Source organism: Pseudomonas sp. H3_E07 (assembly GCF_054668895.1).
Genome location: NZ_CP162795.1, coordinates 1,104,773 through 1,128,012, shown reverse-complemented (window position 1 = coordinate 1,128,012; position 23,240 = coordinate 1,104,773). Strand labels below are relative to the sequence as shown.

Below are 23,240 nucleotides of genomic sequence, written 5' to 3'. Positions count from 1 at the left end.
ATGGTCGCCTGTGCACTGCGGATGCTCGCTAGCCCCTTTCGCGATATATACTGCGCGCCATTCTTCAAGGGAGAGCCGTGTGGCCATCGATATTCACTGGATCTGCGACAACGATAGCCTCGGCCAGCATTGCGCCGAATGGCAGCAGTTGCCATTCGTCGCCCTCGACACCGAATTCATGCGGGTCGATACCTTTTATCCCATTGCCGGGCTGATCCAGATTGGTGATGGCGTAAGCGCTTACCTGATCGATCCCCTGACCATCGACAACTGGCAACCCTTGGCCGCCTTGCTGGAGAACCCGGCGGTGATCAAGGTGGTGCATGCCTGCAGTGAAGACCTGGAAGTGTTGCTGCGCTTGACCGGCAGCCTGCCAGTGCCGTTGTTCGACACTCAATTGGCCGCCGCCTATCTGAACCTCGGTTTCTCCATGGGCTACTCGCGCCTGGTGCAAGCCGTGCTGGATATCGAGCTGCCCAAGGGCGAGACCCGTTCGGACTGGCTGCAGCGGCCATTGTCGGAGACGCAAGTCAGCTATGCCGCCGAAGACGCGGTGCACTTGGCCGAGGTCTACACGCGTTTGCGCCCGCAGCTGTCGGACGACAAGTACGCCTGGGTGTTGGAAGACGGTGCGGAGTTGGTCGCCAACCTGCGCCGCGAAGTCGACCCGTACGAGGTGTACCGCGACGCCAAGCTGGCGTGGAAACTGTCACGCGCCCAGCTCGCCGTGCTGCGTGAACTGTGCGCCTGGCGCGAGCAGCAGGCCCGCGCCCGTGACCTGCCGCGCAACCGCATCATTCGTGAGCACTCGTTATGGCCGCTGGCCAAATCCCAGCCGGATAACCTCGCCGCCCTGGGCAAGATCGAAGACATGCACCCGCGTACCGTGCGTCAGGACGGCCAGTTCCTACTCGACCTGATCAAGCGTGCCGGCAGCGTACCGATGGACCAATGGCCGCCCGCCGTTGCCGAACCGTTGCCGGTGGATGCCGCTGCACTGATCAAGCAACTGCGCGCCATTGGCCAGGCTGAAGCCGAACGCCTGGAGATGGCGCCGGAACTGATGCTACGCAAGAAAACCCTCGAAGCCCTGGTCAAAAGTGGCTACCCCGATGGTCCTTATCAATTGCCAGACTCGTTGCGTGGCTGGCGCCGCGAGTTGATGGGCCAGGCGCTGCTCGACAGCCTGGCCTCCGCCGGAGAACAGCCTTGAAACGTATCTGCTCCATCTACCGCAGCCCTAAACGCGCCGGCATGTACCTTTATGTCCTGAAAAGCGACGCCCTTGAGCGTGTGCCTGAAGGCCTGCTCAGCGTGTTCGGCAAGCCGGTACACGCGTTCAACCTGGTGCTTACGCCTGAGCGCAAGCTGCAACAGGAAGACATCGTGCAGGTGCTGGAAAACCTCGACAAGCAGGGTTACCACCTGCAAATGCCGCCCCCCGAGGACGAGTACATCGAACACTTGCCCGAAGAGCTGCTGCGCCGCAACGACCCGATGTGATCGACCGGTGCTCCGTCCGGGGCACTTGCTTCAATGGAATCGTATAAGTGGGCGGTGGCCGTAAGGATGCGGGCGGCCGTCCGTACTGTTTTTGAAAGGTTTTATGCATGCGTGTTCTGATTGCTGAACAGGATCACCCGCTCTACGCCCAATTGCTCGGCGAAGCGGCACCGGACCTTGAAGTGCTGACCAGCGGCGACTCGGCCGAACTGTCGCGCCTGGCCGCCGATTGCCCGGTCTGGCTGGGCCAGCCGGACCTGTTGGCGACGCTGCTGCGCCAAGGCCATCGCCCGCAATGGCTGCAATCGACCTGGGCCGGCATCACGCCGTTGCTGGCTGAAGGCTTGCCCCGTGACTATCGCCTGACCCGTGCAGTCGGCATCTTTGGCCAGGTCATGGCCGAGTTTGTCCTCACCTACATGCTCGGCCATGAGCGCGAGGTCTTGGCGCGGCTGGTCAGCCAGGTCGAGCGCAAATGGGACAACCGCATGGGCCAGAGCCTGGCGGGGCGCAAGGCGCTGATCGTCGGTACCGGCGATATCGGCCAACGTGTGGCCGAGTTCCTGGTGCCGTTCGGCGTGAAGCTGTACGGCATCGCCAGCACCGCACGCGAGCAGGCGCCGTTTATCGAAGTGGCCGGGCTCGACCAGTTGGGCCGGATGGTGGGGGAGGTGGACTACGTGATCAACCTGCTGCCCAACACGCCAAGTACCCATGATCTGTACGACGCGGCGCTGTTCAAGCAATTCAAGCCGACCGGCTTGTTCATCAACGTCGGGCGCGGGGTGGCGGTGGTGGATGCCGACCTGGTCGAGGCGTTGAAAGAGGGCCATTTGGCGGGCGCGGTGATCGACGTCTGCCGTCAGGAGCCGTTGCCGCAGCGCCATCCGTTCTGGACCGCTTGGGGGCTGTTGCTGACTGGCCATAGCTCGGCGCCGACGTCGCCGGAGTTGATGGTCGAGCTGTTTGTGCAAAACCTGCGGGCGTATCAGGCCAAGCAAGCGCTGCGCGGGGAAGTGGATTTCGAGCGCGGTTACTGACGGCAGCGCCCGCCCGCCGGGCGCACTCGTTTACCTTGGGTCATGTACATACCGTCTGACAGTCAAGATGGAACCTTTTTTCAAGGGGCTCCACGCAGAGATGGCAAAGAACGCTGACGCGCGCACTTTGTAGGACATCTTCTTGACTAAGGACAGCTAACAACATGACCACTCTGAATTCGCCCGTTGTTTATACCCAGCCATTGGCGCTTCCCAATAGCGCCGCCCCGCCCGTTGCCTTGCAGCGCCAAGGGGGGACAGCGGCAACCGACGCCCCTGTACCCAAGCCTTCATCGGCATTGCAGAAAGCGTTGGGAGACCGCTGTAACCAGCTTGCCCTGGCGCAATCACTCCAGCGTCTTATTCAAGACCTCACTCAGCAGCTCGTTCCCGATGAGTCGGCATCCAAGGCCCGGACGCGGATGGAAACGGCGCTGGCGTCGCATCTTAAAAGTACAACACTGTTTGTGTGCGAAGACTCCTCGTGGCCAGGCCCGACTCTGCCTGAGAACCGCATGGTCAGCCTTGAGGACTACCTGCTTGGCTGCGGCCTGCAGGTGCCGAAAACCCTCGAAGCGCTGGTAACGCTGAAAGATTCGAGCGTCCTGCAGGCGCAGGTCCATCCCCTGGGCAACCTCAGTGGCGCGCTGTCCTGGCCGCAGCCCATGGACAGCAACGACCAGGAGACTGTGCTTGCCCTGCTTCAAAGCAACGCCAGCGGTTTGCCTGGCCTGCCATTGGCGGAGCGTGAGAAGGGCGCCCTGGGGTATTTGATGAGCGGCAGCGCGGTGTCCGAGGCAAACTTGAAAACGCCTATCGTCGCGATGGAAAAACTGCTCGGTTCACCCAAGGCCCAGGCCCTGGGGCAGGCGATCCAGTCGAGGCTGGAGGGTATCCCGACGGGTGTGGCCAACAACGACTATGTGTTGACCGCCATCCATCTGGGTCTTGACCCCGAAAGTCAGGCTGATCCGGCTCGCAACAGCGTCGCCGGGTATGATCTGGCGCGCAGCCAGCATTGGGGGCAACCGGCTGCGGTGGTCATTGAGGGGTTGGGTAAACACCTGGTTGAAAAAGGCCGGGCCAACGCACAAACCGCCCCTCTGGCGGCCTATCTGTTGTTGGCCAGGACGGCACCTGAGTATCTGGTCAAAGACATTCCGGCGAGTGTGACCTATGGCAGCGTGCTCTGGGCTCAACTGGCGATGGCAGTGGCCAGGATCGAAGCGCAAACCCCGGGCCGAACACTGGGCATGGGGTACGCCGAGATTTTGCTGGGCGCCGAGACGCTCCCTGTCGACGAAGAGCTCTGCCAACAGATCGACTATCAGGCACTCAAGGACTGGGGCACCGTCAATGGACTGCTCATCGATACCGAAGAGGCACCCTCGGCGAGTGCCATGGAGCGTGTGAGGACTGCATTCAACAGTCACCTGAGTTCACTGAAGAACACCAGCGACGCGCTGCAAACCGCAATCCCCAGTCGTTCAGCGATGGGCATTGCGCAACTTCAAGCGGCATTCCCCGAGCTGGACCCCCGATTGTTCGAAGTGAAGAATATTCAGAAGGCAAGGTTAAAGGAAGGGCGGCCCGGCGTTTATCCCGGCATGCGTTCGATGCTGGATGTCGTCATGGAAGGGGGAGCGCTGGGGCCTGAAGATCATTGGGTATCCAATGACAAACGCCTCCCCGTCGATAAGTTCTGTAATCTGTATCGGGCCGGCAAACTAGGGGTCGCCACCCCGTTCAAGACAGCCTACGACAGCGCTATACAAGCGCAAGGCGAGGGCCAGCAAGGCCTGGTCAGGCACCTGATTTCGACATTGCCCTTGGAAGACCGCAAGAACCTGGAGTTCGGCAAGCTGGAGTTCTTCCACACCCACCAATACAAAATTGCCGGTGATTTATTGACCCCGCCTGCTCTGCACGTCCGAGGGCATACGCTGGAGGTGAAAGCGACGCAAACTAATGGTCAGGTGGATATTTATCTGATCGATACGCGCCAAGGCTCTATTGAAAAACAGAACTTCCTGAAACGTCGCCGCACTGAACCCTATACCGCCGACAAAATGGAAGAGCGCGACGCTAACATCCTCTCTCGTACCGCGCTGTTTGAACCTGGCAACGATAAGCCCGCCCGGCGGTTCCTGGCCCAGCCTGAAGGTACGCAGCCGCCTGACAGCTTCAACTCCGAGCGCAGTCATGCTATCGCCGACGTATTCGTGAAGTCCCTCGACCTGAAGAACGATGACCTGTTGAACGAGGCCAGGGGCATGACCTCGTTTGACCAGGACAGTGCCCGGAATGAGGCGATTGCTGAGTTTTTTCGCAGCCTGATCCCATTGCGTTCGGCCATCGTCAACTTTAAACATGGCAATGTCGGCCAGGGCCTCTTCGACCTGGCCCTAGACGTCGTGGGCTTGGTCACCTTAGGCGCGGGCAAGGCTGCGCAGGCAGGCAAGGTGCTGGGCAAAGGGCTTTCAACGGCGAGTCAGGCGGCCAAGGCTGCGAGGTTTATCGGCGCAAAGGTCGTTGAGGCATTTAACCCCTTGAGTGGCATCGGCGAGCTGCTGGTGGGGGGCGGCAGGATGGCGGTTGGCGGTGGCCGTTATCTGGTCCGCCAGTTCAATGTGCTCAGGGGCACGGCCGGCGGTTATGACCTGCTCAAGGCCGTTAGCAAGCAGCATGGGGACGCGGCCATCGGGGTCTTCAAGGTGGCGGGCGAGAATGTTGAGGGCGTTGCCGTGCAGCACAGGCGCAAATGGTACGCCCTGGATACGCAAACCATGCGCCCCTACGACCGACCTATTCACGACTTCGCTCCCGGGGTCCGCGCGGTGGATGGCAAGATTACCCACTTGCCGACCGTACCCGAGGGCGAACTGAGCAATGGGATGTTTCGTCAATTCAGCGTGCCTCGGTCAAGAATTACCGGGCTCTCACGCAACAGTCAGGGCGTATATGTCGCTGCTGACGGCCACCTGTCGCATATCCGCCATACCGACGGCAGTGGCCAAACCGCCCTTTACGAAGTACGGCAAGTGGCGCGTACAGCCGACGGAAAAGTACAGGCCCGGGTCTATCACAACAACCGACAAACCGGGTTGCTGGTCGAGCATGTCCAGGGTGATCAATGGCGACGCTTGGGACTCCAGGGCGGTGCTCCAACGTCGATCAAGGCAGACTGCGGGCCGGTGATTGGCAGAGGGGGCGAGGGCGTCGTCTACGCCAGTCTTGATGGGAAGCGCGCCTATAAGGATTTAGGACCGACGCGATACACGCCCTCGGATAACATCGAATTATCCGACGTTCAATATTTGAATAAATACTACGGCGATGGGTTTGCACGCACAGTCGTCGAGGACGGTCGCAGGTATCTGGTCATGGGCAGGATCGAAGGGTTGGACCTTGCGCACATCAACAAGAACAGTTTACCGCCTGAAGCCCGCTCACTGCTGGCAGATACGTTCGCAGAGATGGAGGCGAAGGATATTTACCACAACGATTTACAGTTGAAAAACTTCATGTACAGCGCGAACGACAATAAAATTTACCCGGTGGATATGGACGCGTTGTCCTCTGAGTTCATGGTCTCGTTCTTGATGCAGGACTATGAAAGGAAGAAGCAGAGGTTACTCAAGCAATATGCGGCACTTGTCGCTAAAGCGCCGTGAGCCATTGGATCCAATAACCCCTCAGTGAGTTGCCATCGCCTGGCAACTCACTGTCAGCTCCATCGGCCTCAGAGGCTGAAATCGCCCTCGCAAACCAGCTCGCTCAACGGCTTGCGCGGGCTGGGTGTTTCGCGACCTTGCAGGTATTCAGGCAGGGTCGACTTATCGCCCAGCTTGCCCACGGCCACGGCGGCATGCAGCGCATAACCTTGCGGGATTTTCAGCTCTTTGCGGGTCAGTTCCTGATCGAAACCGGCCATGCCGTGGGTGTGCCAGCCGCTCAGACTGGCCTGCAGCGCCAGATGGCCCCAGGCCGAGCCCGTGTCGAAGGTGTGCCACAGGGCCGGGGTTTCTTCGCTGGCGCCGGGGGCAGTGAAGTCGGTTTTCGAGGCGATGATCACCAGGGCCGACGCGTGTTGCGCCCAGCCACGGTTGAATTCATTCAGCAAACCCAGAAAACGCTCCCAATCCGGCGTGTCGCGGCGGGCGTAGAGAAAGCGCCATGGCTGCGAGTTGTAGGCGGACGGCGCCCAGCGCGCGGCTTCGAAGAAACTCAGCAGGGTTTCCTGGGAGATGCTCTCGCCGGTGAAGGCACGGGGCGACCAGCGGTCGGTGAATTGGGTGTGGATCGGATAGTCGGCAACACGTGTCATGGAGCAGTTCCTGATCGTCAATTCGGCGCTCAAAGCTACTGCGCGGCCACTAGACTGACAAGTGTTGTGACACCGCCAGTCGTAAGCGCTTGGCCCCAGAGGCCTTGGGCACTAGACTGGCGGCCTTTTCACCCACCGATACCGATGCAGAGCCATGGCCGCCAAAGTCGAACCTTTCTGGATACGCAAAACCCTTGAGCACCTCGACCAGGAGGAGTGGGAGTCGTTGTGCGACGGCTGTGGCCTGTGCTGCCTGCAAAAGCTCGAGGACGAAGACGACAACAGCGTCTATTACACGCGGATCGCCTGCAAACTGCTCGACCTGAAAACCTGCCAATGCACCGACTACCCCAACCGTCGTGCATCGGTGCCTGACTGCATCCAGCTCACGCCGGGTCAGGCCGACCAGTTCAAATGGTTGCCGCCCACCTGTGGTTATCGCCTGGTCAGCGAACGCAAGGACCTGCCACTGTGGCACCACCTGGTCTGCGGCGACCGCGATGCCGTGCACCACGAACGCATTTCCCAGTCCGGGCGCATGCTCAGCGAAGGCAGCGTGCCGGAGGATGACTGGGAGGACTACCTGATTTTCCGCGCGGGCTGAGAAGGAGTGTGTATGAGGGGGGCAATCAAGTTGGCAGCATCTATGGTGTTGCTGACGCTGAGCACGTCTGCATGGTGCGCAAAGAAAGTCGACCTGGATTATCACGTCAAACTCTTACCCCTGAGTGATCAGGCCGAAGTGCGGGTGAGCCTGTCCAAGGGTTCGGCGGTGCGCAGTTTGAACTTCGACCTTGGCTCCGACGGTGACTACAGCGATTTCAAGGCTGACGGCCAGTGGAGCATCACCGAACATCGCGGCCTATGGCAACCCAGCGCCGACAAAGCCAGCCTGACCTACCGCGTACGCCTCACCCATGCGCGCAAGGCCGGTATCTATGAAGCGCGGATGACGCCGAGCTGGGCGCTGTTTCGCGGTGAAGACCTGGTGCCGACCGCGCGCCTCGATCAGCAGGACGGCGTTGAATTGGTCTCACGCCTGGTCTTCGAACTGCCGGCCGGCTGGAAAAGCATCGAAACCGCCTGGCCGCGCATCGGCAAGAACACATTCCGTATCGACAACGTCTCCCGCCTGTTCGACCGGCCCACCGGCTGGATGCTCGCCGGCAACCTCGGTAGCCGCCGTGTGCGTTTGGGCGAGACGGAAGTGACCGTGGCTTCGCCCAAGGGCCAGGCCATGCGCCGGATGGATGTGTTGACGTTGCTGACATTCGTTTGGCCCCAAGTGGAGGCGGCTTTCCCACGGCATCCGACCAAGCTGCTGGTGGTGGGCGCCAGCGACCCGATGCGCCGTGGCGCGTTCTCGGCGCGGGACTCGATCTACCTCAGCAGCCGCACGCCGCTGGTCAGCGAAAACGGCAGCAGCCCGTTGTTACGCGAAGTGGTACAGGCGGTCGGGCGTTTCAATGACCACGACACCAGTGACTGGATCAGCGAAGGACTGGCCGAGTATTACGCCATTGAGCTGATGCGTCGGGCCGGTGGCATCACCGACGAGCGCTATCAGGCAATACAGGCGCGATTGGCAAAGGAAGGTAAGGGCGTGACCAGCCTGCGCGGCGAGCACGTCAGTGGCGCGACGGTGTCGCGGGCGGTGGTGGTGTTGCAGGAACTGGACCGCGAGATCCGCGTGAAGACTCATAACAAGCGGTCGCTGGATGACCTCGCGCAAGCGGTGATGCGGGCCAACCGCATCACCACCGCGGAGTTCGTGCAGCTGGCCGAGAGCATTATCGGCGAGCCCTCAGTGGTGCTGGATTCCAAACTGCTGCGCTGATCCTAAGCCCGCTCCCACAGTTTGATCTCCATCACATGGAAGATCAGACTGAGGTTTTAACCGCCTTCTCAGCCGCCACTTCCGCCTTGGTCTTCAAGTTCTGTAGCTCTGCCCCGGCACGTTCGATCTTCGTCCGCACGGTGTTCATCTCCTGACGACCTTGCGCCAGCTTGTCCTTGAGCGAACTGTGCCCGGTGACACCCCGCACCAGCGCCACACCGCCGATCGCCACCTGGATCAAGCCGAAAATCCCGCCACGGCGCAGGCCTTTGCCCACCATCATCACGCCACCGGCCACCGAGCCGATGCGCTCCCAGCCGTGCACGTTTTGCTGCGGCTGCGTTTCAAACGGGGTGTGCTCGATGATAGGTCGCAAGGTTTTGCTGTCGCTCATGATCTGTCTCCAACGAGGGCTAGTGATAAATAGCTGACTGCCCGCAGGTGCCGGATGTTCCGAAAATATCAGTATTTGGGGCCCGAACGGGTGTTGTTGCCCTTGGCCAAGCGGTCATAGAGCACCACGTTGACGGTGGCGGCGAGGTTCATGCAGCCGGTGGTCGGGATGTAGATCACGTCCTCGCACCAGTCGCGGATCTCTTTGTCGAGGGAGCCGTCTTCCGGGCCGAAGATGTACAGCGCGCGGTCAGGGTGGGTGTATTCGGGCAGGGGCCGAGCGCCTTCCACCAGCTCCACGGCGACGGGGATGCAGCCCAGGGGCAGGATCTTTTTCAGGTCATCGATGCCGATCAGCGGAATGTCGTGGTGGACCTTCTTGGTGTCGGTGATGAAGTCCCGCGCGCGCTCGTAACGCACGCCGGTGTAAAACACCGAGGCCACGCCGTAGCAGCCGGCGGCACGCATGACCGAACCGACGTTTTCGGGGGATTTGGGGTTATACAGACCGATGCAGCTGTAGCGTTTATTGCCCACGGGGAGGGGTGCCTTGGAGGAAAACGGCGATTATACGGCCTTGGAGTGATGCCGTGGTTGGCCGATCGCCTTCGCGAGCAAGCCCGCTCTCACATTTGAATGTGTTCACAGACCAAAAGTGTGGGAGCTGGCTTGCCTGCGATGAGGCCGTTACAGCCGACGAAGGCCTTCAGTCGTCCTTCTTCATCAGACCGGCCAACGCCGCAAACGGATTATGCGTGGCCTTGGCAATCGTCGGGCTGCTGGTGGAGCCGTCGCCGAAGTATTGCTGGTCGGTATAGCGCGAGTGTTCGTTGTCGTGGCAATACAGGCACAGCAACTCCCAGTTGGAACCGTCCTGGGGATTGTCATCATGATTGTGGTTGCGGTGGTGTACGGTCAGCTCACTCAGGCGTTTGCCGGAGAACTCACGGGCGCAGCGGCCGCACACGTGGGGGTACATCTTCAAGGCTTTGTCGCGGTAGCCCATTTCCCGGTCGCGCTGGGCATCGGCAAGGATGCGATCCAGCTTGGCGGTGTGGGAGGGCGGGTTGGTCGAGCTCATCATGGCTCCTGGCTATTTGATGGTTCACGGATAGGGTTGATTCTAGCCGCTCGCGTTGCAAATAACCGCTTCACTTTATCGATAAGGATCTGAAACTCATGCGTCTGCATTCATGGACTGTTGCACTGTTGCTGTGTGGGCTCACGGCCCAAGCCCAAGCGTTCTCTACCCCTCAGCCCGGTCAGGTGATCGAGGTGGCCCTGGAGCAATTGCACCCGACCCAGGCCGTGGTGGGTTTCGATCAGATCTACTACAGCCTTGGCCTGTTCGCCGATAAACCCAACAAGGTCTTCGATGAATACTGCGAAACCAACGGCCAGGGCGAGGCCGACAACGTGCCCAAGGGCGCGGACCTGCAAAAGCCGGCGAGCTTCACCTGCAAGGATCCGGTGGGCACCCATCCTGACGACATGAAAACCGTGGTAGTCGGCCCCGGCGGCCAGTTGTACCTGACCGACGGTCACCACAGCTTCACCACCTTGTGGGAAGCGCCCGGCGGCGGACCTCGCCTGAACATGTGGGTCAGGGTCACCGACGACTTCAGCAACAGCCCGACCATGGCCAACTTCTGGCAGCGCATGGAGGCCGCGCGCAAGGTCTGGCTCAAGGACAATCAGGGCCAGACCCTGCCGCCCGAGCAGTTGCCGGCGCACCTGGGCTTCAAGAACCTGCAGGACGACACCTTCCGCAGCCTGGTGTATTTCACCCGCAAGGCCGCGTATGGCAAACCTGATGCTGGCGAGATCGCGCCGGAGTTCCTGGAGTTCTATTGGGGCAACTGGCTGCGCACGCAAATTGATCTGGGCAAGTACAACCTGAACAAGAAGGCTGGCTACAAGGACGCGATAGAAGCCGTCGCCAAGCGCATGGTCAGCCTGGCCCCGGGCTCACCGGTCGGCGACAGCGGTTTCACCGCCCATCAACTGGGCGGCATGACGACGCTGGACCGCGATGAATTGGAGAAAACGTTCGACAAAAAAGTGCCGTACGTGATCGATTACCGTAATTCCCAACCATAGCGCAGATCAACAATGTGGGAGCGGGCTTGCTCGCGAATGCGGTGTTTCAGTCACTGATGTGCTGAATGACACACCGCATTCGCGAGCAAGCCCGCTCCCACATTAGACCTGCAGTGTGATCAGCCCTTGAGCTTCTCCGCAATCCAGATGGTGTGCCGTGTGCCCTTGTTGCCGTGGGCAAACACCTGCACTTCCTCGGCCTTGAAACCGGCCTTGCGCAGTTTGTCGCTGAACAGCTTGTCGGCGCTGGCTGACCACACGGCCAGCACGCCTTTGGGGCGCAGGGCCTTGGCGCAGGCGGCCAGGCCAGCGGCCGAGTAGAGCCAACTGTTGGCCTTTTGCGTGAGGCCTTCGGGGCCGTTGTCCACGTCCAGCATGATTGCGTCAAAGCCTTGGGGCTCGGCTTGCAGCACCTTGGCCACGTCTTCCATGCGGATCACCGTGCGCGGGTCCAGCAACGGTCGGCCGGATTTTTCGCCCAGCGGCCCCCGGTTCCATTCCACGACGCCCGGCACCAGTTCTGCGACGACCACTTCAGCGCTCTTGCCCAAGTGCTTGAGGGCTGACGCCAGGGTAAAGCCCATGCCCAAGCCACCAATCAATACCCGTGAGCCGGGGCGCCCAGCGACTTTGCGGCAGGGGATTTCCGCCAGCGCATCTTCAGAGCCGTGCATGCGCGTGTTCATCAACTGGCCACCGTCGCCGCCCTGGATCTTGATGACGAAATCTTCACCGTATTCGAACAGGCACAAGGCACCGCCGTTGTCGGGGATCGGGGTGGTGTCCAGCAGAACAAAACGTTTCATGGGAATCTCATTGGGAAGGGCATTCTTGCGCGGTTGGGAGTAGCCTTACGATATTCCGGTCAGGCCATGGAGCCATCGATGAAGTGCAGCATTCTAACGGTCATTGTGTTGAGCGCGCTCGCCTCAGGTGCGGCGCAGGCTCAGGAGTTGCAAACCGTACCGGTCGCGCCCGCCCCAACCCCAGGCGCGCCGGGCACTCCGACGCCGACGTTATACCCGCAAGTCACCCCGCCCGCCGTGCCCAAGACCAATGGCTCGCCACCCTTGGTGCCTATCGTGCTGCCAACGCCACCCAAGGACCAGACGGTGCCGGGCCTGCAAAATGACAGCAAGCCGAAGACGCCTGGCGGTTAGATCTGTTGCGAGAGTAATTGCCCGTCGGCCATGCGCAGGCGCTTGGACAGGGCGATAGCTATCGCGCGGATGATCTTGGCGGCGACCCTGGGCGCCTCGTTGAGCATCTTTTCCAGGGAGTCCTTGCCCAGGTTCAGCAGCACGCAGTCACTGGCCGCTACGCAACTGGCGGAACGCCGCTCGCCGTCGAGTACGGCCATCTCGCCAAAGGCCCGGCCGCTGCGCAGGGTCGCGATGGTCAGGCGCTGACCTTCGTGGTTGGTTTTCTGCACCGCCACCTGGCCGCTGTGGAGGATGCACATGAAGGTGCCGGCATCGCCCTCAAGGAAAATCACCTCATCGCGGGCAATGCTGCTGATATTGAAATAGCCGGCGGCGACATGAAAGTCTTCCGGCAACAGCGGGTCGAACAGGCCGCAATCCATAAGCATGTCGCGGATTTCGGTTTGTAAAGAAGAACTCATGAGTGTCGGTAATGCCATGGCAGCAATCTTGATCCATCAATCAGTAGGCAGTCCTGTGTTCAGACAGAACCGCCCCGCTAAGTTCCTTAAACCAGCCCCAGCGCCTTGAACACAAAGCCATATTCGAGTGCTACGTCACGTAACCCCTGGTAACGACCGCTCATGCCACCGTGGCCGGCGCCCAGTTCGGTCTTGAGCAACAGAAGGTTGTCGTCGGTCTTGGTGTCGCGCAACTTGGCCACCCACTTGGCGGCTTCCCAATATTGCACGCGGCTGTCGTTGTAGCCGGCGATCACCAGCAGGTGCGGGTAGCCCTGGGCGCGAACGTTTTCGTAGGGCGCATAGGCCTTGATGCGTGCGTAGACGTCCGGCTCTTCAGGGTTGCCCCACTCGTCGTATTCGGTGATGGTCAACGGCAGTTCCGGGTCGAGCATGGTGTTGAGCACGTCGACGAAGGGCACTTCGGCAATCGCCGCCTGGAACAGCTCAGGGCGCTGATTGAGCACCGCGCCGATCAACAGGCCACCGGCACTGCCGCCGCTGATGGCCAGTTGCTTGGAGGTGGTCAGACCCTCGGCGATCAGGTGTTCGGCACAGGCGATAAAGTCACTGAACGTGTTCTGTTTGTGCGCCTGCTTGCCATTGCGGTACCAGGCTTCGCCCAACTCCCCGCCGCCACGCACGTGGGCGATGGCAAACGCCACGCCACGCTCCAGCAGGCTCAGGCGTGCGTGGGAGAACCACGGGTCCAGGCTCGAACCGTAGGCGCCATAGCCGTACAGATACAGTGGCGTGGCTTTACCCAACTGGTCGCGCTTGACCACCAGGCTGATCGGTACCTGGGTGCCATCTGCCGAGGTGGCCCATAGCCGTTGGCTCACGTAATCGTCGGCGTTGAACACGCCGAGTACCGGGGTTTCCTTGAGCACCTGTTGCGCGCCGCTGGCCAGTTCCAACTGACGAACCTGGGCCGGGCGGTTCAGGGCTTCATAGCGCAGGCGGATCTTGTCGCTGACAAACTCCAGGCTGTTCTGTACGTAGAGGCTGTAGGCGGCGTCAGGTAATTCCACGCGATAGGCCGGCAAGCCCTGTGGATGCACTTCGATCACCGGCAGGCCACCGATGCGCAGGCTCAGGGTCATGGCGTGGGTGTTGAGGCTCACGCCGTCGAGCATCACCTCGTCGCTGTGGGGGATCAGGTTCTGCCACTCAGCTTCGGTCGGCACATCGCCAATGTCGGTCGCCACGAACAGGGCGTAGTTGATGCCATCACGGTTGCTGCGGATAAACCAGGTCCACGCGCCATTCAGCTGGCCGTGATCGACATCGTATTCGTGGTCCTCGACCCGTGGCGCCAGGCACGTAAAGTCCAGCTGCGGCTGATCGGCGTCCAGGGCCCAGACTTCGCTGGTGGTCTTGCTGCCCAGTGACAGCAGCAGCTGGCGCTCGGAGCTGGAACGGTAGCAATGCAGGAAGAAGCGTCCGTCCGGCTCATGGAACACTTCCTGCGCTGCCGTGCCGTCCAGGCGATAGCGATACAGTTTGTGCGGGCGGTGGGTGTCGTCCAGCTCGCCGAAGAACAGGGTCAGGCTGTCGTTGGCCCAGGTCATGCTGCCGTCGCAGTGTTCAAACTCCAGTTCGCTGACTTTACCGGTGGCCAATTCCTTCACGTAGAGGGTGTAGATCTCTTCACCGCTGGTATCGAGGCTGTAGGCCAGGCGCTGGTGGTCGGGGCTGATACTGAAGGCGCCAAGGGAGAAGAAGCCACCATTGGCTAGCTCGTTCGGGTCCAGCAGCAATTCTTCGCTGCTGTCATCCACCTGGTTGCTGTCGTCGGCCGGGCGACGGCAGCGGTAGTGGCGGGCGTATTCGTCACCGGCGGTGGTGCGGGTGTAATACAAATACGGGCCCCACGGCGAAGGCAACGACAGATCGGTTTCGAGAATGCGGCCCTTGATCTCCTCGAACAGGGTTTCGCGCAGCGCTGCCTGGTCGGCGAGCTGGGCTTCCTGCCAGGCGTTTTCAGCCTTGAGGTAATCGAGCACCTCAGCACTGTCGCGCACTTGCAGCCAGGCGTACGGGTCTGGGCCTTGGGCCTTGCGGGCAATCGGAGCGGTCGATACGGGCATGGGATTATTCTCTATCGGGCGGACGGTGGCAGGCATTGCAGCCGCGACACGCAAAAGCCGTTATCATAGCCGCCTGTTTGCCAACCTTGCCATGGACACCATGACCGAGAACGACTATCTGATCGCTTGGGGCCTTTACGCCTTCGCCGCTTTGGGCTGCCTGTTGGTGTGGTGGCGCATGACCCGCTGGATCTGGCGCTGGCTGCGCGAGCCGCTGCTATTGCTGATGGCGGTGCTGCTCTTCAGCCCGACCATTGTCGACCCGGTCAAGACCCAGTTCGCGCCGGCCGTGGCGATCACGGCCCTGGACCTGGTGCTCAAGGTCGGCAACAACGCCTGGCGGGCCATTTCCGATCTGTTCATGTACACCATGATCGCCTTTGGCGTGTACCTGGTGTTTGCGCTGATCCGCTGGCCCATCGAACGGGCCGCCAACGCCCGCCGTGAGCGCAAGGCCGCTGCTGATGCCGCCCTGGCCGCCGAGCCGGATCAAGATGACGATGACGTGCCTATGCGGCGTCCTGCGCCGGTGAGCGGTATGCGCGTCGAACCGCGCCTTTAACGTTGTCCGCCCTGCTGCGAGAGCCCTGGCATGTGTGAATTATTGGGCATGAGTGCCAACGTCCCCACCGATATCGTGTTCAGCTTCACCGGGCTGATGCAGCGCGGTGGGCGCACCGGTCCGCACCGTGACGGTTGGGGCATCGCCTTCTACGAAGGCCGTGGCCTGCGCCTGTTCCAGGACCCGGCCGCCAGCAGTGAATCGGAAGTCGCGCTGCTGGTGCAGCGTTACCCGATCAAAAGTGAAGTGGTGATTGGTCATATCCGCCAGGCCAACGTCGGCAAGGTCAGTTTGGCCAACACTCACCCGTTCGTTCGCGAACTGTGGGGCCGTAACTGGTGCTTTGCCCACAACGGCCAACTGGCCGACTTCACCCCACGCGCCACTTTCTACCGCCCGGTGGGCGATACCGACAGCGAAGCGGCCTTCTGCGATTTGCTCAACCGTGTGCGCGAAGCCTTCCCTGAGCCAGTGGACATTGAAGACGTCCTGCCGGACCTGATCGCCGCCTGTGCCGAATACCGCAGCAAAGGTGTGTTCAACTGCCTGCTCAGCGACGGCGACTGGCTGTTTTGCTATTGCTCGACCAAATTGGCCCAGATCACCCGTCGCGCCCCGTTTGGTCCGGCACGCTTGAAAGATGTCGACGTGATCGTCGATTTTCAGGCCGAAACCACGCCTAATGACGTGGTGACCGTGATTGCCACCGAACCTTTGACCGATAACGAAAACTGGACCCGCTACGAACCGGGCCAATGGAGCCTGTGGCGACGCGGTGAATGCGTCAGCCAGGGCATCACCGAGTAAGGATATTGACCATGTTGCTCAGTTATCTGCGGTTGGTGCTGTTTGCGATTGGCCTGTTGGTCGGCGTGCAAGTGCCGGGCTTCATCAACGACTACGCCAAGCGCGTCGAAGCTCATTTGATCGAGGCCCAGACCGGTCTCAGTGGGTTTGAGACCACTGCCCGGCAGTTCTTCAACGGTGACTTGAAGGCGTTGGTCGCGCATTACCGCGCCAGCGATGACCCGGTGTTCCAGAGTGACGCCAACAGCCTGGGCGCCATGCTGGATCGCCAGGTGGCGTTGGACAAGCAATTCCAGGCCATGCAAGGCCCGTGGTATATCCGCGCCCTGCAAGTGGCGGTGGCGGCGGACCCGGATATCCGCCAGGAAACCTGGAACGGCTACAGCTACCAGATCCTGCTCACGCCTGAGGCCATGGGCTGGGGGTTGGGCGGAGCGATGCTGTTGTCGTTTGGCATCGAATGCCTGTTCCGCCTGATCGACTGGGTCGTGCTGGGCGGCAAGCGCCTGCGCCAGAGCCGGCCGATCGAAGAGCGCGACCTGAAAGGTTTGTAAACCATACGCAGATCCAACTGTGGGAGCGGGCTTGCTCGCGAATGCGGTAGATCAGTCACAACATCTTTGACTGACACGCCGCATTCGCGAGCAAGCCCGCTCCCACATGTTTAATCCGGTTTCCTCAGTAAGGTTGGTGTGCTCAGTACCATCCGCTCTTCACCGACTTCTTCGGCATACCGCGCCACCACCTTCTGGCACAACCCCACAATCTCCTCCACCAACTCCACCCCCACGCGCCACGACACCACCACCTGCAAGTTCGGCAGTTTCTGCGCCATCGGCAACATCACCAATTCCCCACGCGCCAGTTCTTCGCTGACCAGCACCGGCGGCAGCGCGCCTATGCCGAAACCATCGCGCAGCAAGCGGGTGATGGCCGATACTGAATTCACGCAGTTCATCCGTGGCGCGGCCACGCCGTTGGCTTGCATCAGGCTGATGACGTCCTGGTGCGGGTGGGAGTTTTTCGAGTAGGTGATGATGCGTTCCTGGGCCAGTTCTGCGAGGGAGGCGTAGTCACGGTTGTAGATCGACTGGCTGGCGACGATCCAGGCCATGGGGTGGCTGGCCAATTCCAGGCTGCGTACGGTTTCGAGGCGCACCAGGTCGGTTTGCAGGATCAGGTCGAGGAAGCCTTTTTGCAGCTGATCGCTGAGGTTCAGCGCGGTATCGGCGACCAATTCGATCTCTACCAGGGGGAAGTGGTCCATCAGTTCCGCCACCAGCGGGCTGAGCCAGGTGTGGATAACCGTGTCCATCGCGCCTATCCGAATGCGCCCGACCTTGCTGCTGGTGGTCTCCAGGGACTGTTTCAGGCCCTGCATGGTCACCATCATCTGCTCGGCATAATCGAGCACTTTCAAACCCTCAGGGGTCAGGCTCACGCCGCGTGAGTCGCGTAGAAACAACTTCACCCCCAGTTCGCTTTCCAGCACCGCAATACGGCTGGAGATCGACGCCTGGGTGGTGAACAACTTCTCGGCGGTCAGGCGGAAACTCTTGAGCTTGGCTACCCAGACGAAGGTTTCGAGGAACTTCAAATTCATGGGATCAACTTTTTCTTATGCATGGATCGGTTTTTATTAGTTGGACGCCGTACCGGGCCAGCGCCAAAAATCGAGCCATTCCACGATAAGCGCCGTTGGGGTGTCAGGACAAGTTGCGAGTTCTGCGTAAATAATCCCACACTACAAAAAAATAAAGCCTACAGGAGCGACAGTCCGTGAGCCGTCTTTTACTCAATTGCGATATTGGCGAAAGCTTTGGCAACTGGACCATGGGTCTGGACGCCGAGGTCATGCCGTTCATTGATTGCGCCAACGTGGCGTGCGGTTTCCATGCCGGCGACCCGAGCATCATGCGCAAGACGGTCAGCCTGGCGTTCAAACAGGGTGTGCAAGTCGGTGCGCACCCGGCGTATCAGGACCTGCAAGGCTTTGGCCGTCGCTCGATGGCCTACACCCCTCAGGAAATCCAGGATCTGCTGCACTATCAGATCGGTGCCCTCGACGGCATCTGCCGGGCACAAGGCGGGCGTGTCAGCTACGTGAAGCCTCACGGAGCGATGTACAACGACATGATGGCCAACCCCGCACAGTTGCGTGCGGTGATGCAGGCCGTGGCTGCCTACGGCGACCTGCCACTGATGCTGCTCGCCACGCACGACAACAGCGCGGCCCAGGCCTTGGGTGACGAATACGGTGTAACCCTGTGGTTCGAAGCCTTCGCCGACCGGGCCTACGATAACAAGGGCCACCTGGTCTCGCGCCAGTTGCCCGGCGCCGTGCACCACGATTCCGACACCATTCTGCAGCAAGCCCTGACCATTTCCCGGGGTGAACCGCTGACCGCCAGCGACGGCAGCCCGTTGGTCCTGCAGGCCAATACCTTGTGCGTACACGGCGACAACGCCAGCTCGGTCGCCGCCGTGCAACGCATCTGCGAGGCATTGAAGCCAGCATGAAGCCTCGGATTGAAGTGGTGGCCATCGACTGCCTGATGGTGCGCCTATTTGATGCCATCGCCGAAGCCAATATGCCGTGGATGCTTGCCGCCACCCAGCGCTTGCGCAGCGATTTTGGTGCGGCCTTGGTGGACCTGGTGCCGTCCTACACCACGTTGATGGTGCATTACGACCTGACGGCATTGAGCCCGGCCCAGGCGCGGGAGTTGATCGACCTGGCCCTCACCGATCTGCAGCCACAGGCCCAGGGCAGTGGCCAGTGCCATGTGCTGCCGGTGTGGTACGACCTGAGCGTCGGCCCCGAACTGACCCTGCTTAGCCAGCGCAGTGGCCTGTCGGTGGATGAAGTGATCCGCCGCCACAGTGCCCACGAATACCAGGTGTTTGCCCTCGGCTTCGCCCCTGGCTTTGCCTTTATGGGCCTGGTGGATGAAAGACTCGCCGCGCCACGTCTGAACACCCCACGCAAACGCGTGGCGGCCGGCAGTGTCGGCATCGCCGAACGGCAAACCGCCGCTTACCCGGTGGTCTCGCCGGGCGGCTGGAACCTGATAGGCCGCACCCCGGCCCGACTCTTTGACCGCGAGCGCGAGGGCTACAGCCTGATGCAGCCTGGTGACACGGTGCGCTTCGAGCCCGTCGATCACGCTCAATTCATCACATTAGGTGGCGATGACACGCCGTTGGAGGCGCAGGCATGAGCCGCTTGATCATTGAGGCCAGCACGCCGCTGTGCCTGTTGCAGGACGGCGGCCGTTTTGGCGTGCGTCACCTTGGCGTGACCCAGGGCGGAGCGCTGGACTGGGTGTCGATGTCCTGGGCCAACTGGCTGCTGGGCAATGCGCTGGACGCGCCGGTGGTGGAAATCACCCTGGGCGGTTTTACCGTGCAAGCCGACGATTATTGCCTGCTGGCCCTGGCCGGAGCGGACTTGGGCGCGTACATCGACGAACGCCCCATCAGCCCCGGCCGCAGTTTCATCCTGCAAAAGGGCCAGCGCCTGCGTTTCACCCAGCCATTCAAGGGGGCGCGGGCCTATCTGGCCGCGCCGGGCGGCTTTGATGCGCCGGATGTGCTGGGCAGTTGCGCCACCGTTGTGCGTGAGGAACTGGGCGGGGTGGACGGCTTTGGCAAGGCATTGGCCGAAGGCGGGTGCTTGGCGTATTCCGGCACAGGCGGCGCAATGAAGGTTCTCAGCGATTTAACCCTGCCAACCAAAGCACCGTTGGACGTGATTGTCGGCGCACAAATCGGCCAGTTCAGTGGGCAAAGCCTGTTCGATGCATTCAACACTGAGTGGGCCCTCGACAGTCGCGCCGATCGCATGGGCATGCGTTTGTTGGGCACGCCGTTGCAGTATCAGGGGCCGTCGTTGATCTCCGAAGGCATTCCGTTGGGGGCGATCCAAGTGCCGCCGGATGGGCAGCCGATTGTGTTGCTCAATGATCGGCAGACCATCGGTGGCTACCCGCGTCTGGGGGCACTGACGCCTCTGTCGCTGGCGCGGCTGGCGCAATGCCTGCCAGGAGAGAAAGTACGCTTGACGCCAGTGGTGCAGGAGACGGCGCATCGTCAGCAACTTGAATGTCTACGCCAGTTCATTTGACCGCTGAGGCAGTGGGACACTCGCAGAGATATCCCACACTACCTGAGTCCTTTGCCGTATTGGTTTGCAAGGTGGCGCATGGAAGTCTTGAGGGTGCATTCACTATCAGGATTCAACATGCGCTACATGAAGATCTACGCACACGACGTGCTCGATAACGATGTACCCGATGTGGTCACACTTGAGTTTCACGACGACACCTGCACGCCGACGCTTGTTCATCAAGCCACGACGTTCGATATCACTGATGACGGGCAGTTGGACTGGGTGATCGCCGATGATGTGAATCAGGACGGCGTCGTCGATGCTGTCGACCGTGCACAAGCGATTGAGCTGGCCCAACTGTTTCTTGAGTTCAATTGGTTCAGTCTCGACGAACCTTTCGATAAATATTTGAAAGTATTTGCCCGAGATTTTGATGGTAACGGCGTGCCTGACACCGTGCGGCTGCATTTTCATCAAGGCGAGGGCGCCCCGACCGATGAGAGTATTGCCTACACCGCGGCGATTTATGCTGATGGAAATGGCCTTGCCGGGGTTTCGATCAACCAGGACGTCAACAATGACCGTAAGGTCGACAGAAAGGACGCCGAGCTGGTCAAACAGTTTTCCGCGCTGTTCCTGAAGTGCGGCTGGATCGACGCCGGGACCGCTTGATGGCAGACCTGTAGCCGCAGCGTGCGGCTACAGGGAGCGGGCTACTTCGACAAGAAACGCATCCCTTCTTCCAACCCGCGCAGGGTCAGCGGATACATCTGATCCTCCACCAACTCCCGCACAATCCCGGTCGACGCTGTATACCCCCAAGTGTCCTTTGGATACGGGTTAATCCAGATCAGCTTCTTGTACTTGGCCATGAAGCGCTGCATCCACACATACCCCGGCTCTTCATTCCAGTGCTCGACGCTGCCGCCGGCCTGGGTGATTTCATACGGCGCCATCGACGCATCGCCGATAAAAATCACTTTGTAGTCCGCACCGTACTTGTGCAGCACGTCCTGGGTGGAGGTGCGTTCCGAGGTGCGGCGCTGGTTGTTCTTCCACACTGATTCGTACACGAAATTGTGAAAGTAGAAATACTCCAGGTGCTTGAACTCGGTCTTGCACGCCGAGAATAGCTCTTCGCAGATCTTCACGTGGGCATCCATCGAGCCGCCGATGTCGAACAGCAACAGCAGCTTGATGGTGTTGCGCCGCTCGGGGCGCATCTGAATATTCAGCAACCCGGCATCGCGGGCGGTGTGGTCGATGGTGCCGTCGATGTCCAGCTCTTCGGCCGCACCCTGGCGTGCGAATTTGCGCAGGCGACGCAGGGCGATCTTGATGTTGCGCGTGCCCAGTTCCACCTGATCGTCGAGGTTCTTGTACTCGCGCTGGTCCCACACCTTCACGGCCTTGCCCTGACGCTTGCCGGCATCACCGACACGGATGCCTTCCGGGTTGTAGCCGCCGGAACCGAACGGGCTGGTGCCGCCGGTGCCGATCCACTTGTTGCCGCCGGCATGGCGTTCCTTCTGTTCTTCCAGGCGTTTCTTGAAGGCTTCGATCAGCTTGTCGAGGCCGCCAAGGGACTGGATCTGCGCGCGTTCTTCCTCGCTCAGCGAGCGTTCAAACTCCTTGCGCAGCCAGTCTTCCGGGATCAATGCCTGCAAGTGGTCGTCGAGTTTTTCCAGGCCGTTGAAGTAGGCGCCGAACGCCCGGTCGAACTTGTCGAAATGCCGCTCGTCCTTCACCAATATCGCCCGGGCCAAGTAGTAAAACTCGTCCATGTCGGCGAAGGTCACGCGCTGTTTCAGCGCGTTGATCAGGTCGAGCAGCTCGCGCACCGACACCGGCACCTTGGCGGCGCGCATCTCGTTGAACAGGTTGAGCAACATCAGCGATTACCGCGACGGCTCATGAACGCCAGACGCTCCAGCAACTGTACGTCCTGCTCGTTCTTGACCAGCGCACCGGCCAGCGGTGGGATGGCTTTGGTCGGGTCGCGTTCGCGCAGCACGGCTTCGCCGATGTTGTCGGCCATCAGCAGCTTGAGCCAGTCGACCAACTCCGAGGTGGAGGGCTTTTTCTTCAGGCCCGGCACTTTGCGTACGTCGAAGAACACGTCCAGCGCTTCGCTGACCAGGTCTTTCTTGATGTCGGGGTAATGCACATCGACGATTTTTTGCAGGGTGGTGCGGTCGGGGAAGGCGATGTAGTGAAAGAAGCAGCGGCGCAGGAACGCGTCCGGCAGCTCTTTTTCGTTATTGGAGGTAATGATGATGATCGGCCGTTTCTTGGCCTTGATGGTCTCGTCGATTTCGTAGACGTAGAACTCCATCTTGTCGAGTTCCTGCAGCAGGTCGTTGGGGAACTCGATGTCGGCCTTGTCGATTTCATCGATCAACAGGATCACCCGCTCCTCGGATTCGAACGCTTCCCAGAGCTTGCCCTTCTTCAGGTAATTGCGCACGTCATGCACCTTGTCCACGCCCAGCTGCGAGTCGCGCAGGCGGCTGACCGCGTCGTACTCGTACAGCCCTTGGTGGGCCTTGGTGGTGGACTTGATGTGCCAGGTGATCAGCTTGGCGCCGAAGGACTCGGCCAATTGCTCGGCGAGCATCGTCTTGCCGGTGCCAGGCTCGCCCTTGACCAGCAACGGCCGCTCCAGGGTAATGGCGGCGTTGACGGCCAGTTTCAGGTCATCGGTAGCCACATAGGCCTGGGTGCCTTCGAACTTCATCGGTGTCTCCTCGCATTCATCAATGCCCGGACTATACCGCGCAGCCCCGGCGACTGTGAACGCAGGCGGC

Annotated in this window: 25 protein-coding genes; 15 read left to right on the top strand and 10 right to left on the bottom strand. The window is 60.8% G+C overall.

Annotated features, from left to right (window positions below):
* The first annotated feature begins 79 nt into the window (after positions 1–79).
* The 4 genes from rnd to AB4O08_RS05090 all read left to right on the top strand — a co-directional run bounded on the left by rnd (position 80) and on the right by AB4O08_RS05090 (position 6,217).
* Positions 80–1,213, top strand: a complete 1,134-nt coding sequence (gene rnd, locus AB4O08_RS05105; RefSeq protein WP_010212135.1) for a ribonuclease D — start codon at positions 80–82, stop codon at positions 1,211–1,213.
* Positions 1,210–1,503 (top strand): YcgL domain-containing protein, encoded by a 294-nt coding sequence (locus AB4O08_RS05100; protein ID WP_010212133.1) that lies wholly within the window; start codon positions 1,210–1,212, stop codon positions 1,501–1,503. The genes rnd and AB4O08_RS05100 overlap by 4 nt, the downstream gene beginning before the upstream one ends.
* 107 nt (positions 1,504–1,610) lie before the next feature.
* Entirely contained in the window at positions 1,611–2,543 is a 933-nt protein-coding gene (locus AB4O08_RS05095; protein ID WP_010212132.1) for a D-2-hydroxyacid dehydrogenase, read from the top strand.
* Positions 2,544–2,707: 164 nt separating this feature from the next.
* Complete coding sequence (locus AB4O08_RS05090) at positions 2,708–6,217, top strand: OspG family effector kinase (protein ID WP_021491008.1); 3,510 nt, start codon at positions 2,708–2,710, stop codon at positions 6,215–6,217.
* Between the two features lie 68 nt (positions 6,218–6,285).
* On the opposite strand, the gene AB4O08_RS05085 is transcribed toward AB4O08_RS05090, so the two are convergent.
* Positions 6,286–6,870 (bottom strand): nitroreductase family protein, encoded by a 585-nt coding sequence (locus AB4O08_RS05085; RefSeq protein ID WP_010212129.1) that lies wholly within the window; start codon positions 6,868–6,870, stop codon positions 6,286–6,288.
* 154 nt (positions 6,871–7,024) lie between these two features.
* Here AB4O08_RS05085 and AB4O08_RS05080 point away from each other — a divergent pair, with 154 nt between their 5' ends.
* Complete coding sequence (locus tag AB4O08_RS05080) at positions 7,025–7,474, top strand: YcgN family cysteine cluster protein (RefSeq protein WP_003172524.1); 450 nt, start codon at positions 7,025–7,027, stop codon at positions 7,472–7,474.
* 12 nt (positions 7,475–7,486) lie between these two features.
* Positions 7,487–8,707 (top strand): hypothetical protein, encoded by a 1,221-nt coding sequence (locus tag AB4O08_RS05075; protein ID WP_029529208.1) that lies wholly within the window; start codon positions 7,487–7,489, stop codon positions 8,705–8,707.
* A gap of 43 nt (positions 8,708–8,750) precedes the next feature.
* On the opposite strand, the gene AB4O08_RS05070 is transcribed toward AB4O08_RS05075, so the two are convergent.
* The 3 genes from AB4O08_RS05070 to AB4O08_RS05060 all read right to left on the bottom strand — a co-directional run bounded on the left by AB4O08_RS05070 (position 8,751) and on the right by AB4O08_RS05060 (position 10,181).
* A complete protein-coding gene (locus AB4O08_RS05070) occupies positions 8,751–9,101 on the bottom strand; it encodes a YgaP family membrane protein (RefSeq protein WP_021491006.1) in 351 nt (116 codons plus the stop codon).
* Positions 9,102–9,169: 68 nt separating this feature from the next.
* Positions 9,170–9,637 (bottom strand): RNA methyltransferase, encoded by a 468-nt coding sequence (locus tag AB4O08_RS05065; RefSeq protein ID WP_010212123.1) that lies wholly within the window; start codon positions 9,635–9,637, stop codon positions 9,170–9,172.
* Positions 9,638–9,806: 169 nt separating this feature from the next.
* Complete coding sequence (locus AB4O08_RS05060; protein WP_010212122.1) at positions 9,807–10,181, bottom strand: YajD family HNH nuclease; 375 nt, start codon at positions 10,179–10,181, stop codon at positions 9,807–9,809.
* Positions 10,182–10,279: 98 nt separating this feature from the next.
* Between AB4O08_RS05060 and AB4O08_RS05055 the strand changes: the two genes are divergently transcribed.
* Positions 10,280–11,200, top strand: a complete 921-nt coding sequence (locus AB4O08_RS05055; protein ID WP_460114734.1) for a ParB/Srx family N-terminal domain-containing protein — start codon at positions 10,280–10,282, stop codon at positions 11,198–11,200.
* Between the two features lie 119 nt (positions 11,201–11,319).
* Here the strand turns inward: AB4O08_RS05055 and AB4O08_RS05050 are convergent, their stop codons facing one another.
* The gene (locus AB4O08_RS05050; protein WP_010212120.1) at positions 11,320–12,006 is read right to left on the bottom strand and encodes a spermine/spermidine synthase domain-containing protein; all 687 of its coding nucleotides are present in this window, start codon (positions 12,004–12,006) and stop codon (positions 11,320–11,322) included.
* 78 nt (positions 12,007–12,084) lie between these two features.
* Between AB4O08_RS05050 and AB4O08_RS05045 the strand changes: the two genes are divergently transcribed.
* A complete protein-coding gene (locus AB4O08_RS05045; RefSeq protein WP_010212119.1) occupies positions 12,085–12,360 on the top strand; it encodes a hypothetical protein in 276 nt (91 codons plus the stop codon).
* Here AB4O08_RS05045 and AB4O08_RS05040 read toward each other — a convergent pair.
* Positions 12,357–12,842, bottom strand: coding sequence for a cyclic nucleotide-binding domain-containing protein (locus AB4O08_RS05040; RefSeq protein WP_021491003.1), 486 nt, complete (start codon positions 12,840–12,842; stop codon positions 12,357–12,359). The two genes, AB4O08_RS05045 and AB4O08_RS05040, sit on opposite strands and share 4 nt — an antisense overlap.
* A 68-nt stretch (positions 12,843–12,910) precedes the next feature.
* On the bottom strand, positions 12,911–14,953 hold the full coding sequence (locus tag AB4O08_RS05035) for a S9 family peptidase (RefSeq protein WP_021491002.1): 2,043 nt from the start codon (positions 14,951–14,953) through the stop codon (positions 12,911–12,913).
* A 25-nt stretch (positions 14,954–14,978) separates the two neighbouring features.
* On the opposite strand from AB4O08_RS05035, the gene AB4O08_RS05030 reads away from it, so the two are divergent.
* Genes AB4O08_RS05030 through AB4O08_RS05020 form a run of 3 tightly spaced genes read left to right on the top strand, consistent with a single transcriptional unit; the run spans position 14,979 to position 16,876 of the window.
* A complete protein-coding gene (locus tag AB4O08_RS05030; RefSeq protein WP_010212114.1) occupies positions 14,979–15,515 on the top strand; it encodes a hypothetical protein in 537 nt (178 codons plus the stop codon).
* A 30-nt stretch (positions 15,516–15,545) separates the two neighbouring features.
* Positions 15,546–16,322, top strand: coding sequence for a class II glutamine amidotransferase (locus AB4O08_RS05025; RefSeq protein ID WP_010212112.1), 777 nt, complete (start codon positions 15,546–15,548; stop codon positions 16,320–16,322).
* Positions 16,323–16,333: 11 nt separating this feature from the next.
* Positions 16,334–16,876: a DUF2937 family protein gene (locus tag AB4O08_RS05020; RefSeq protein ID WP_010212110.1), complete on the top strand. Its 543-nt coding sequence runs from the start codon at positions 16,334–16,336 to the stop codon at positions 16,874–16,876.
* Positions 16,877–16,986: 110 nt separating this feature from the next.
* Here the strand turns inward: AB4O08_RS05020 and AB4O08_RS05015 are convergent, their stop codons facing one another.
* Positions 16,987–17,925 (bottom strand): LysR family transcriptional regulator, encoded by a 939-nt coding sequence (locus AB4O08_RS05015; protein WP_010212109.1) that lies wholly within the window; start codon positions 17,923–17,925, stop codon positions 16,987–16,989.
* A gap of 176 nt (positions 17,926–18,101) precedes the next feature.
* On the opposite strand from AB4O08_RS05015, the gene AB4O08_RS05010 reads away from it, so the two are divergent.
* From AB4O08_RS05010 to AB4O08_RS04995, 4 genes are all read left to right on the top strand, one after another.
* On the top strand, positions 18,102–18,842 hold the full coding sequence (locus AB4O08_RS05010; protein WP_045791197.1) for a 5-oxoprolinase subunit PxpA: 741 nt from the start codon (positions 18,102–18,104) through the stop codon (positions 18,840–18,842).
* Positions 18,839–19,543 carry a 5-oxoprolinase subunit PxpB gene (gene pxpB, locus AB4O08_RS05005; protein WP_010212105.1) on the top strand — a complete coding sequence of 235 codons (705 nt, stop codon included), beginning with the start codon at positions 18,839–18,841 and terminating at the stop codon, positions 19,541–19,543. The genes AB4O08_RS05010 and pxpB overlap by 4 nt, the downstream gene beginning before the upstream one ends.
* Positions 19,540–20,448: a 5-oxoprolinase subunit C family protein gene (locus AB4O08_RS05000; RefSeq protein WP_010212104.1), complete on the top strand. Its 909-nt coding sequence runs from the start codon at positions 19,540–19,542 to the stop codon at positions 20,446–20,448. The genes pxpB and AB4O08_RS05000 overlap by 4 nt, the downstream gene beginning before the upstream one ends.
* Positions 20,449–20,565: 117 nt before the next feature.
* Positions 20,566–21,105 carry a hypothetical protein gene (locus AB4O08_RS04995; RefSeq protein ID WP_010212102.1) on the top strand — a complete coding sequence of 180 codons (540 nt, stop codon included), beginning with the start codon at positions 20,566–20,568 and terminating at the stop codon, positions 21,103–21,105.
* Positions 21,106–21,146: 41 nt separating this feature from the next.
* Here AB4O08_RS04995 and AB4O08_RS04990 read toward each other — a convergent pair whose 3' ends face one another.
* The gene (locus AB4O08_RS04990; RefSeq protein ID WP_460114733.1) at positions 21,147–22,325 is read right to left on the bottom strand and encodes a vWA domain-containing protein; all 1,179 of its coding nucleotides are present in this window, start codon (positions 22,323–22,325) and stop codon (positions 21,147–21,149) included.
* Positions 22,325–23,170 carry an AAA family ATPase gene (locus tag AB4O08_RS04985; protein WP_003210690.1) on the bottom strand — a complete coding sequence of 282 codons (846 nt, stop codon included), beginning with the start codon at positions 23,168–23,170 and terminating at the stop codon, positions 22,325–22,327. Before AB4O08_RS04985 ends, AB4O08_RS04990 begins: the two co-directional genes overlap by 1 nt.
* Positions 23,171–23,240: the final 70 nt, after the last annotated feature.

What these genes read in the sequence shown, in the direction of transcription:
- AB4O08_RS05080 (WP_003172524.1), top strand. Translation starts at nt 7,025, where the DNA reads ATGGCCGCCAAAGTCGAACCTTTCTGGATACGCAAAACCCTTGAGCAC.
- AB4O08_RS05050 (WP_010212120.1), bottom strand. Translation starts at nt 12,006, where the DNA reads ATGAAACGTTTTGTTCTGCTGGACACCACCCCGATCCCCGACAACGGC.
- AB4O08_RS05095 (WP_010212132.1), top strand. Translation starts at nt 1,611, where the DNA reads ATGCGTGTTCTGATTGCTGAACAGGATCACCCGCTCTACGCCCAATTG.
- AB4O08_RS05075 (WP_029529208.1), top strand. Translation starts at nt 7,487, where the DNA reads ATGAGGGGGGCAATCAAGTTGGCAGCATCTATGGTGTTGCTGACGCTG.
- AB4O08_RS05025 (WP_010212112.1), top strand. Translation starts at nt 15,546, where the DNA reads ATGTGTGAATTATTGGGCATGAGTGCCAACGTCCCCACCGATATCGTG.
- AB4O08_RS05070 (WP_021491006.1), bottom strand. Translation starts at nt 9,101, where the DNA reads ATGAGCGACAGCAAAACCTTGCGACCTATCATCGAGCACACCCCGTTT.
- AB4O08_RS05055 (WP_460114734.1), top strand. Translation starts at nt 10,280, where the DNA reads ATGCGTCTGCATTCATGGACTGTTGCACTGTTGCTGTGTGGGCTCACG.
- AB4O08_RS04995 (WP_010212102.1), top strand. Translation starts at nt 20,566, where the DNA reads ATGCGCTACATGAAGATCTACGCACACGACGTGCTCGATAACGATGTA.
- AB4O08_RS05090 (WP_021491008.1), top strand. Translation starts at nt 2,708, where the DNA reads ATGACCACTCTGAATTCGCCCGTTGTTTATACCCAGCCATTGGCGCTT.
- AB4O08_RS04985 (WP_003210690.1), bottom strand. Translation starts at nt 23,170, where the DNA reads ATGAAGTTCGAAGGCACCCAGGCCTATGTGGCTACCGATGACCTGAAA.
- AB4O08_RS04990 (WP_460114733.1), bottom strand. Translation starts at nt 22,325, where the DNA reads ATGTTGCTCAACCTGTTCAACGAGATGCGCGCCGCCAAGGTGCCGGTG.
- pxpB (WP_010212105.1), top strand. Translation starts at nt 18,839, where the DNA reads ATGAAGCCTCGGATTGAAGTGGTGGCCATCGACTGCCTGATGGTGCGC.
- AB4O08_RS05035 (WP_021491002.1), bottom strand. Translation starts at nt 14,953, where the DNA reads ATGCCCGTATCGACCGCTCCGATTGCCCGCAAGGCCCAAGGCCCAGAC.
- AB4O08_RS05020 (WP_010212110.1), top strand. Translation starts at nt 16,334, where the DNA reads ATGTTGCTCAGTTATCTGCGGTTGGTGCTGTTTGCGATTGGCCTGTTG.
- AB4O08_RS05085 (WP_010212129.1), bottom strand. Translation starts at nt 6,870, where the DNA reads ATGACACGTGTTGCCGACTATCCGATCCACACCCAATTCACCGACCGC.
- AB4O08_RS05000 (WP_010212104.1), top strand. Translation starts at nt 19,540, where the DNA reads ATGAGCCGCTTGATCATTGAGGCCAGCACGCCGCTGTGCCTGTTGCAG.
- AB4O08_RS05045 (WP_010212119.1), top strand. Translation starts at nt 12,085, where the DNA reads ATGAAGTGCAGCATTCTAACGGTCATTGTGTTGAGCGCGCTCGCCTCA.
- AB4O08_RS05060 (WP_010212122.1), bottom strand. Translation starts at nt 10,181, where the DNA reads ATGAGCTCGACCAACCCGCCCTCCCACACCGCCAAGCTGGATCGCATC.
- AB4O08_RS05040 (WP_021491003.1), bottom strand. Translation starts at nt 12,842, where the DNA reads ATGGCATTACCGACACTCATGAGTTCTTCTTTACAAACCGAAATCCGC.
- AB4O08_RS05015 (WP_010212109.1), bottom strand. Translation starts at nt 17,925, where the DNA reads ATGAATTTGAAGTTCCTCGAAACCTTCGTCTGGGTAGCCAAGCTCAAG.